Below are 2,143 nucleotides of genomic sequence, written 5' to 3' on the forward strand. Positions count from 1 at the left end.
TCCTTGGCCTTGACGCCATGCAACTCAAACACCTGTTCGACGCGCTCGACATGGCCTCTCGTCTGATCGAGGTGCTTTTCAAATCCGGCTTTCAATTGCGGGTCGGTTGCCTTGTCGATCATCTTCGGCAGCGCTTTCTCGATCTGCTTTTCGGCGTAATAGATGTCGCGCAGCGTGTGCACGAAGAGATCGTCGAGTGTCTTTATGTCCTTCGAAAAGAAGCCCATGGCCTTACCTTTCATTGCGCTTGGTGTGGATTTCGGCGACGGGGTTTGCGCCGCCAACAAAGACCGGGACGGTTCCCGGCTTGTCTGGTCAACGTGCCGGCACCGAAGGAGTTCCTGATTTCCGAGGGCGGACCCGTTCCCCCTTCTCCAAGGCCTGCGATCCGGTCGGTGGGGAGCCTTTGTCTCGATCACACGTTCTAGTCGCAGAGCAATCGGAACCGAGAAGGGTTGGCGGAATGTATTTCATTGCATTGGCGACTGACTATGACGGCACGCTGGCTCATGATGGGGTCGTCGCCAAGAAAACGCTCACTGCGCTTGAGCGGTTCAAGAAAAGCGGCCGCAAGCTGGTTCTCGTCACCGGGCGTGAGCTGCCCGATCTCAAGGGCGTCTTTCCCGAGCTTAGCCTCTTCGACAAGGTCGTCGCTGAGAATGGCGCGATGATCTACACGCCGGCCAGCGAGGAAGAGCGGGTGATCGCCCCGCCGCCCGAGCCCAAATTCGTCGCCAGGTTGAAGAGGCAGGGCGTCAAGCCGCTTTCGGTCGGACGATCGATCGTCGCGACCTGGGAACCGCATCAAGCGACCGTGCTTGAGGTCATCAAGAAGATGGGTCTCGAACTGGAAATCATCTTCAACAAGGGCGCGGTGATGATCCTGCCGAGCGGCATCAACAAAGCCACCGGGCTCGCCGCGGCCCTTCAGGACCTTCGACTTTCGCCGCACAACGTCGTCGGCGTCGGCGACGCCGAGAACGATCATGCGTTCCTGCAAGCCTGTGGCTGCAGCGTCGCCGTCGACAATGCAATTCCGGCGGTCAAGGATACAGCCAACCTGATCATGCCTGGCGCCCGAGGCAAAGGCGTGGAGCAACTGATCGCAAAGCTGATAAAGCGTGATCACGCGATAGTGCCGAAGCGCCATGACGGCATCGTTCTTGGATCATCTGGCGGCGATGATACCTACCTGTCGCCGAGCGACACGATCCTCATTGCCGGGAGTTCCGGTATCGGTAAATCCACCTTGGCCACCGCGCTGACCGAACGCTTCGTCGAAAGCGGCTTTCAGTTTTGTGTCTTCGATCCCGAAGGCGACTATGATGGCCTCGAAGGCGCCGTTCGCCTGGGAGACGGCTCAAGCGCGCCGACAAAGGCGCAAGTGCTGGATCTGATCGCCAAGGCCGACAGCAATATAGTCGTCAATGGACTGGCCCTGCGGGTCGACGAGAGGCCGGATTTCTTTGCCGACCTGCTGCCTGGCCTCAGCAGTTTCCGCCGGCGCACCGCGAGACCGCACTGGCTCGTGATCGATGAAGCGCATCATCTTCTGCCCAAGCGGCGCGACGATACGCGGGCGGTTCTTTCATTGGAATTGCCTGGCACAATCCTGATCACCGTTCACCCCGAGGCGATCTCGACAGACGCCTTGCGCCTGGTGACAGCCATCATTGCGCTTGGCCCCAAGGCAAAGGACGTCGTGAAGGTCTTCTGCCGTGAAACCGGCATTGAGCCGCCGAAAGTCATCCCCAGCCCGAAAGGTGCGCGCGTGCTGTTCTGGCGGCCGCAGGCAGGCAAAAAAGTCAAGACGGTCAAAGTGGTCGAACCACGTCAGTCACTCAAGCGGCACAGCCGGAAATATGCCGAAGGCCAGCTCGACGAAGCCGGCAGCTTCTATTTCCATGGCCCTGAGAATGCGATGAATCTCAGGGCTCACAATCTGATGATCTTCGCTCAGATCGCCGAGGGCATAGATGACAAGACCTGGGAGTTTCATTTGCGCACCGGCGACTATTCCAAATGGTTTCGACATCAGATCAGGGACAAGGATCTGGCGCGCGAAACCGCCCAGGCGGAAGAGGACAAGACCCTGTCGGCGGAGGAGAGCCGCAAGCGGGTGCTTGATGCCGTGCGCCGCCGT

At 59.4% G+C, this 2,143-nt stretch carries 2 protein-coding genes; one reads left to right on the plus strand and one right to left on the minus strand.

Going from position 1 to position 2,143, the window contains the following annotated elements:
* On the minus strand, window positions 1-227 hold a 227-nt coding region (locus EN925_RS32985; protein WP_164894558.1), incomplete at its 3' end, for a DUF892 family protein.
* A 236-nt stretch (window positions 228-463) separates the two neighbouring features.
* On the opposite strand from EN925_RS32985, the gene EN925_RS32990 reads away from it, so the two are divergent.
* A partial coding sequence (locus tag EN925_RS32990) for an HAD family hydrolase (RefSeq protein WP_128337245.1) occupies window positions 464-2,143 on the plus strand: 1,680 nt, incomplete at its 3' end.

The organism is Mesorhizobium sp. M7A.F.Ca.US.006.04.2.1, assembly GCF_004022915.1.
GTDB lineage: Bacteria > Pseudomonadota > Alphaproteobacteria > Rhizobiales > Rhizobiaceae > Mesorhizobium > Mesorhizobium ciceri.